The 7,451-nt window shown below is 29.8% G+C and carries 8 protein-coding genes; 7 read left to right on the forward strand and 1 reads right to left on the reverse strand.

Annotation, left to right across the window (positions count from 1 at the left end):
• Nucleotides 1–388: 388 nt before the first annotated feature.
• On the forward strand, nt 389–598 hold the full coding sequence (locus tag CLLI_RS13470) for a hypothetical protein (RefSeq protein WP_146127103.1): 210 nt from the start codon (nt 389–391) through the stop codon (nt 596–598).
• 154 nt (nt 599–752) lie between these two features.
• Here CLLI_RS13470 and CLLI_RS13475 read toward each other — a convergent pair whose 3' ends face one another.
• Nucleotides 753–1,136 (reverse strand): DUF3888 domain-containing protein, encoded by a 384-nt coding sequence (locus tag CLLI_RS13475; RefSeq protein WP_106064720.1) that lies wholly within the window; start codon nt 1,134–1,136, stop codon nt 753–755.
• A 414-nt stretch (nt 1,137–1,550) separates the two neighbouring features.
• On the opposite strand from CLLI_RS13475, the gene CLLI_RS14750 reads away from it, so the two are divergent.
• The 6 genes from CLLI_RS14750 to CLLI_RS13500 all read left to right on the forward strand — a co-directional run bounded on the left by CLLI_RS14750 (nt 1,551) and on the right by CLLI_RS13500 (nt 7,259).
• Nucleotides 1,551–1,820: an HNH endonuclease gene (locus CLLI_RS14750; RefSeq protein ID WP_207655116.1), complete on the forward strand. Its 270-nt coding sequence runs from the start codon at nt 1,551–1,553 to the stop codon at nt 1,818–1,820.
• Nucleotides 1,769–2,014 carry a hypothetical protein gene (locus CLLI_RS13480; RefSeq protein WP_207655117.1) on the forward strand — a complete coding sequence of 82 codons (246 nt, stop codon included), beginning with the start codon at nt 1,769–1,771 and terminating at the stop codon, nt 2,012–2,014. Before CLLI_RS14750 ends, CLLI_RS13480 begins: the two co-directional genes overlap by 52 nt.
• Nucleotides 2,015–2,072: 58 nt before the next feature.
• A complete protein-coding gene (locus CLLI_RS13485; RefSeq protein ID WP_106064721.1) occupies nt 2,073–3,812 on the forward strand; it encodes a sigma 54-interacting transcriptional regulator in 1,740 nt (579 codons plus the stop codon).
• A gap of 333 nt (nt 3,813–4,145) precedes the next feature.
• Nucleotides 4,146–4,898: a gamma-glutamyl-gamma-aminobutyrate hydrolase family protein gene (locus tag CLLI_RS13490; RefSeq protein ID WP_170063742.1), complete on the forward strand. Its 753-nt coding sequence runs from the start codon at nt 4,146–4,148 to the stop codon at nt 4,896–4,898.
• Nucleotides 4,899–4,957: 59 nt separating this feature from the next.
• Complete coding sequence (gene brnQ / locus CLLI_RS13495) at nt 4,958–6,268, forward strand: branched-chain amino acid transport system II carrier protein (RefSeq protein WP_106064723.1); 1,311 nt, start codon at nt 4,958–4,960, stop codon at nt 6,266–6,268.
• A 118-nt stretch (nt 6,269–6,386) separates the two neighbouring features.
• The gene (locus tag CLLI_RS13500) at nt 6,387–7,259 is read left to right on the forward strand and encodes a DMT family transporter (RefSeq protein ID WP_106064724.1); all 873 of its coding nucleotides are present in this window, start codon (nt 6,387–6,389) and stop codon (nt 7,257–7,259) included.
• Nucleotides 7,260–7,451 lie beyond the last annotated feature (192 nt).

A 7,451-nucleotide genomic window follows, 5' to 3' on the forward strand; every position in this document is an offset into this window, starting at 1 on the left:
AAATGTAATTTTTTTAAAAGTAATCTTTGATTGCTCTTTTTGTCATGCTCTTTTTTATTAATTAAACATTAATCAAACAACTATAAAAATCTTTTAACTTTTACTTGACTTCATATAGTTAGTCTCAAAATACTTAGTTAGTTTAGAATATTAATCTGTGAGCAAGCTTAACAAAGAATACGAATCCATAAATACATGCTTCAGTTAATTATTAATACAATAAATTAATTAATGTAATACCTATCATTGCTATACCCATATCCCCATAATCTCATATTTTAATTGTTTGTCATACAACTACATCAAACCGTGATATTGTACTAATACGACTCATCTGCAAGAAAGTTATAACATATTTTCCGTATTATTATATAGTATGGCTATAAGAATGTTTAGGTACGGTTTTGAAAGAGCTGTAAGATTGGCGGATTTTAAAAATATGGGTGATACTATAACTATAAATTTACCAGAACCATATCTTATAGTTTTAGAGGGAGATAATAAAACACCAGAGGAAACAAAATTAAAGATTATAATACCAAAAGATAACGAATTTATGCATAAAGCTAATGTATTAAAGAATGAAAATTATATATGAAAGATTAAAAATAATTATAAAAAATACATTAGAATATATAAATAAAGCATATGAAAATGATAAAATAAATATAAGGAATATGTTGAAAAGCTTTTATGATCCAGTAAAATTTAAAAGTGCCAACATATATTAGCACTTTTAAATTTTGACGTACTTAATATGGTTTCTTTATTATGTGTTGCCAGTTCCAAGGTAATTGATAACTTTTAATGTGTTCAAATTTTATAATCTTAACTGAGCCAAAAGCTCCAGTTTCAATTATAATTCTATCATCACCAACAGTATTAATTGGCCCAACAAAAGGGTGTGCTATAACCTCTAATCTAATTAGATATCCACTTCCTCCTTGCCTCTCAACATTTACTATATCAACACTATAGGGAAAGATTATCGGCAATTCGGTTAAATATTCTTTGTAATAATTATTTATTTCTTTCTGCATATATGGAATAAGTAATGAAATAACCATATCTTTATAAATAACTTCCCTTGAGTTCTCTGTTAACTGGGGCTGCTCAATTTTAGATGGTTGTTTCATAATTAATTCATAGGCAGAGCATGGAATTGTAAAAGATGTTATTTTGAAGAAAACATTATTGTACTGCTTTCAAAGTAAAAAATAGATATAGTAAATGCTAATAATGCAATGACTATAGAAACTTTAAAAAATTTCTTTATTCTCATCAAGTTCATCCTTTCTGCTGACTTTTTACAAAGTATAATTTTATTTATACTATTGTAGCATATTTTATAGGCATCGTAGGTATTCCATAATATATATTATACAATTGCAGTTAATTTCTTGTAATGTATTAAAATTGTGACCAATTTTCTTAGTTGATAGACACAGTAGATAAAAGTATGGTATTATTCAAGAAACTATAATATGAATTTTTAGGGGCATAGGAACTACGATTATATAGATGGCAATATCAGGAGTCAAATAGATTGAATGAAAATATTCGTAAGGCAGTCATCCTTAGAGATAGTTGCAAATACTCTAAGTAATCTTATAACTTTATGTAGTGATTGTCATGATAAGATAGAAGGTAATGAAGAATTGTTTATTGAAAAATATCAACAAATCATTGATGGCAAAAATGTAAGATTTGATTATGCTCAACACATAACGCAAGGTAAAACTTATTTAAGACAAGGACTGTCTAAATTATGCAGATTGATTTTAACCACTGGAGGGGAGATACAGCTAACAAAAGAATAGCTTGGGACATTGAGAAATCTCATAGCAATGACGCAATTGTTATAACTGACTTGTCGGCAAAGGATGATGACTGCAATATAAAAGATTGGATAATTAAACCTATGAGAAGAAAATCTAAAGCAAACATAGAAGAAGTTAATGGATTTAAACATAAAAATTTAATAAAATATATTGGTTTTAAACTTAGAAAATAATAATATATCAGAAAGGAGAATGGTTAAGTTTGTCTAAGTTTTCTTAACTAGGATACATATGGATTCTTCACTTTTTCACATATCTGATTTTATTAGACAGTTAATTGAGACAACTCAATCCATTATCAAATTTGATATTTTTGTAGTTGATGAAAACCTTTGCCGCATTGTAGGCACTGGGAAATATGAGAAGTATGAAGGACTTACACTTCCAAAGGGCGGGACTACTGCTTACGTTCTTGCTACTGGGAAACCTCTTATATTAAACAATCCTAAGGAGCATGAGATATGCAAATCATGTCCTGTGACTAAGTTGTGTTTCGAAGAAAATTCAATTATTTATCCTATAATAAAGCATGGAAAAACCATAGGGGTTATATCTATAGGAGCTTTTGATGACAAAATGAAAGAGCGCCAGCATAGAATGGAAAAGGAACTAATATTGTTTCTAAAAAACATAGCAAATTTTATAAGTTCTAAGCTAGTTGAAAAGGAAAATTCAGAAAGAATAAAGACCATATTAAATACTGTAAATGAAGGCTTGATTGTTACAGATAATAAGGGAAAAATAATTTTATATAACAACATAATGGAAAAGATATTTTATACAGTAATTAAGCAGGATCTATATATAGGGGATATAATTCCTATACCTAATATATCTGATATGATAGATGAAAAAAAGGTTTATGATAATGTGGAATTAAACTTAGGAAATAATTTTGATCAAAAAAGATTGTATGTTACGGTGAAGCCTATTCAAGGTGAAAATGATAATTCGGAAATTTTATTTTCTTTTAGAGATCAAAAGGAAATGGGAAGTATAGCATATAAGTTATTGGGAGACAACTGCCATTTAAACTTTAATTTAGATAGTATAGTTGGGGTTAGTGATAGCATAAAAAAGGCTAAGGGAGATGCAGTTATTGCTGCTAAAAGCGACTTTAATGTGTTAATTCGAGGGGAAAGTGGAACGGGCAAAGAAATTTTTGCAAGAGCTGTGCATAATAATAGCAATAGAAATAAAAATTCTTTTATAGCTATCAATTGTGCTGCTATACCAGAAAATTTATTGGAAAGTGAATTATTTGGATATGAAGATGGAGCATTTACTGGAGCTAAAAAAGGCGGAAAACCTGGAAAGTTTGAGCTTGCTAATAATGGAACCATATTTTTAGATGAGATTGGGGATTTGGCTCTTCATCTTCAGCCTAAACTTTTACGTGTAATTGAATGTGGTGAGATTGAGAGAGTTGGTGGTACAAAGCCTATAAAGCTCAATGTGAGGGTTATTGCTGCTACTAATAGAAATCTGGAAAAAATGATTGAAGACGGGGAGTTTAGAGAAGATTTATATTATAGACTTAATGTAATGCCATTGGATATACCGCCATTAAGAAATCGTATAGAAGACATATCTGTGCTGGTAAAATATTTTATATCTGTTTACAATGGCAAGTATGGAAAAAATATAAAAGATGTTTCTGAAGAGGCTAAGAAAACCTTTTTAATGTATAACTGGCCTGGAAATGTTAGAGAACTTCAAAATGCAATTGAATACTCAGTGAATGTTGAAAAAAGTGATATCATACAGTATGAAAGCGTATCTACCAAGATAAAAAATCAATTTGAAAATGGAAAACAGATGTGGAAAAATAAAAATATCAAAGAGATAGAGATTGATACAATAAGGCGATTACTCATTGAATATGGTGATGATATGGAGGGTAAAAGGAAAATTGCAGAAGATATGGGCATAAGTCTTACAACGTTATACAGAAGATTAAAGCAACTGTAGTAAATTTATCAAAATGAAAATATATTTTTAAATTTGATAAATTCTAAAAAGCCTAATAATACTAAGAAAATATAAGTTAGAATGGTTTTATTATCATTTTGAAAAATCAAATTGATAATAAGACCTTTTTTATTTCAGTTAAAAAAATTAGAAACGTCAAGTTTTAAAGGGGTTTTGGATATTTAATAAAAATTTAAATCTTGGCATGAATATTGCTATTAAATAGTTAAAAGACTTACATTAAACTTGAATGAGGTGATACCGTATACAAAAATAGAAATTTTGATAATATAGCATTAAAAAATTAAGGCTTAAATGAGGGAGGAAAAGAAAGTGAAAAAACCAATTATAGGAATTACATCTAACTATACTTCAGATGATGAAGTTGGTAAATTAGCACATTTAGGTGGAGCGTTACAAGAATGGCAGCTTATTGCTGATGATTACATCAGAGCTATAGAATCAGCAGGGGGTATTCCAGTTATATTACCTGCAGTTGAAAACGTTGAGAATATATTGCCTATCCTGATGGTATTAGATGGATTACTTATATCAGGAGGCAATGATGTAAACCCTGTACTTTATAATGAAATACCAACAGGTTCTTTAGGAGAAATATCCATCAAACGTGATAATACGGAATATAATCTTCTTAAAACAGCTCTAAAAGACTTTAGCATGCCAATTATTGGAATATGTAGAGGATGCCAGTTATTGAATGTGGTAAAGGGAGGAACTCTCCATCAAGACTTAGTGAAGGAGAAGGTTACTGAAATGGAACACTTCCAGCTAGCATATCCTAGGGATTATGGTTTCCAAAAGGCTATAGTCAAAGAGGACAGCAAGCTATATGGTGTATTTGGGAAAAGAGAAATAAAAATAAACAGCTTTCATCATCAAGGTGTAAATAAAGTTGGGCAAGACCTTGTAGTAACTGTTAAGGGAGAAGATGGAGTTGTTGAGGCAATTGAACAAATAGGAGATAGATTTGTTATGGGGCTTCAGTGGCATCCTGAGATGATGAATGATGGGAAAAATCAGTTTTTTAGATTATTTGAAGCTTTTGTTAAGGAATGTAACAAATAAAAAAATTATTAATAAGGCAAATAAATCAAGTAAATAATTATAAGAAAAGAGGTAAGATTATGAATTCAAAAAATGATTTTAAAGATATATTAATTGTTGGTTTTGCACTATTTGCTGTATTTTTTGGAGCAGGTAATATTATATTTCCGCCATCAATAGGTTTAGTTTCTGGTGAAAACTGGGGCCCAGCCCTTATAGGTCTTACACTCACGGGAGTACTATTACCTGTTTTAGGTATTATTGCTGTTTCTAAGGCAGGAGGATCATTTGCTGAATTAAGCAAACCTGTAAGTCCTTGGTTTTATATAGTATTTAATTTAGCAGTTATGCTTTTGGTAGGTGTGTTTGCTAATATTCCTAGAACTTCAGCTGTTGCATATGAATTGGGGGTTAAACCACTGTTTCCTAATATACCATCTTTTCCAGTGATTTTCCTTTACTTTTTAGCCGCATATTATTTTACTATAGATAAATCATCAGTAATTGATAAAGTTGGTAAATTCTTAACACCAGTAATGCTTATTGTATTACTACTTATTGTAGTTAAAGGAATTATTTCCCCTTTAGGCACACCAGTAGATACTGGAATAAAAAATGCATTTTCTAATGCGTTTATCAGTGCATATCAAACTGGAGATGTTTTGACGGGTTTGCTTTGTGGAGGTATTTTTATAGAGAGTGTTATAGCTAAAGGATATAAAAAAAAGGAAGAAACTAATCGCATAATAAGAGGAGCTTCAATTATAGCATTTATAGGTTTATTTATTGTGTATGGAGGATTATTATTTATAGGGGCAGGAGCTAGTGGGGTGCTTCCACAGACCATGGATAAATCAGTATTGCTCTCTACTGTTGTAAAAAAGCTTTTGGGTAACTTTGGAACAGTTATGCTTTCAGTAAGTGTAATCTTAGCAACATTAACTACCTGTGTTGGACTTACTACTTCTTTTGCAGACTTTATGAGTGAATTAACTAATGGCAAAATTTCCTACAAGGCATGTGTAACTATGACCTATATAATCGGTATAATTATTGGAAGTTTTGGAGTAGAAAAGATTATTGGATTTGCAGCACCTATATTTATAGCAATATATCCAGTAGCAATTGTTTTAGTTTTCTTTGGATTATTTAATAAATATGTTCCTAATAAAGGATCCTACAAAGGGGCTGTTATTTTCACATTATTTATAAGTATGGCAGATGCACTTAAAATGTGTGGATTAAATATGCCTGGTTTAAATGCTATGATAGCTAAGCTTCCATTAGCATCACAAGGTTTTGCATGGATAGTTCCAGCCCTTGTAGGTTTTGTCATAGGAACTATAATTTATGGGTCTAGTAATAAAGAAAAGAGTGAAACAGCTGCTTAATTTTAAAACATATATATAAAATTGCATTCAATAAAGGGTGTATTAATAATAAGAATACATCCTTTATTTTTTTGGAATAGTTCAAGCAGTATATAGAAATAGTAAAGAGGGATATATTATGAAATACTTAAAAATAATTATTGCTTCTGTTTTGCTTGGCACTTCAGGAGTTTTTGTAAGGCTTTTGCAAGCATATGACATAAATGCTTGGAATCAAACATTTTTTAAGAGTGTATTTTGTGTAATTTGGTGCTTTTTATTTTTAAAATTAAAAAGGCAATCTGTTAAAATAGAAAAGCAACAAGTTTTTCCATTGATATTATTTGGAGTTACAGGAACAGGAATAACGGGTTTATTAATTATTGGAGCTTCTTTTTATATGCCAATAGGTTTAGCTACAATGTTACACTTTATATATCCATTATTGGTTGTACTAATAACTTCAGCTTTATTTAAAGAAAGGATTCCATTAAAAACCATTTTGGCCTGCTCTTTTGCAGTTATCGGTATGGCTTTAATGAATGGAGGGGGAGAATTTAGTATAAAAGGTATAATCATGGCTATTTTATCTGCCTTCACATATGCTATATATATTATAGCATTAGATAAGAGTAGTATAAGAGACATGGACCCTCTTTGTTTAATAGCTTATTCTTTGCTATTTTTTAGTTTAGTTATAGCTGTAATATCAATTCCTTTCAATTTATTGGTATTGCCGACTTCTTTATCTGAAGTGTTTATAACTGCAATAGGTGCTTTGGTAAGTCAGCTTATTCCTTTTGCATTGATAGCATCAGAAGTTAAAAATATAGGTGCTACAAAAGCTGCTTTTATAAACATGTTAGAACCAATCTCAGCTATAATTTTTGGCTATATATTATTTAGTGAAAATATAAATGCTAAGTGTTTACTAGGAATAATATTTGTATTATGCTCTACAGCCATTATTATAAAAAATAAATCTGCTGAAAATGGGGTAGAGTGTAATTAAAAAGACATTATAAAAATATTACGTAGCAATATTTTTAGAGGACAATTGACAGTTAAGAATAAAATGCCTATAGGCCCCCTAATTAAAGTGGACACATTAACTCATTAGTTATAAGATATATTTAGAATTTAGGAGGGTCTATAGAAATGGATAAATTTATTCGTAGGTTTACTGAAGATGAAAGAGTAAAAT

Origin of the sequence: Clostridium liquoris (assembly GCF_002995785.1) — a bacterium.
Taxonomy (GTDB): Bacteria; Bacillota; Clostridia; order Clostridiales; family Clostridiaceae; genus Clostridium_AO; species Clostridium_AO liquoris.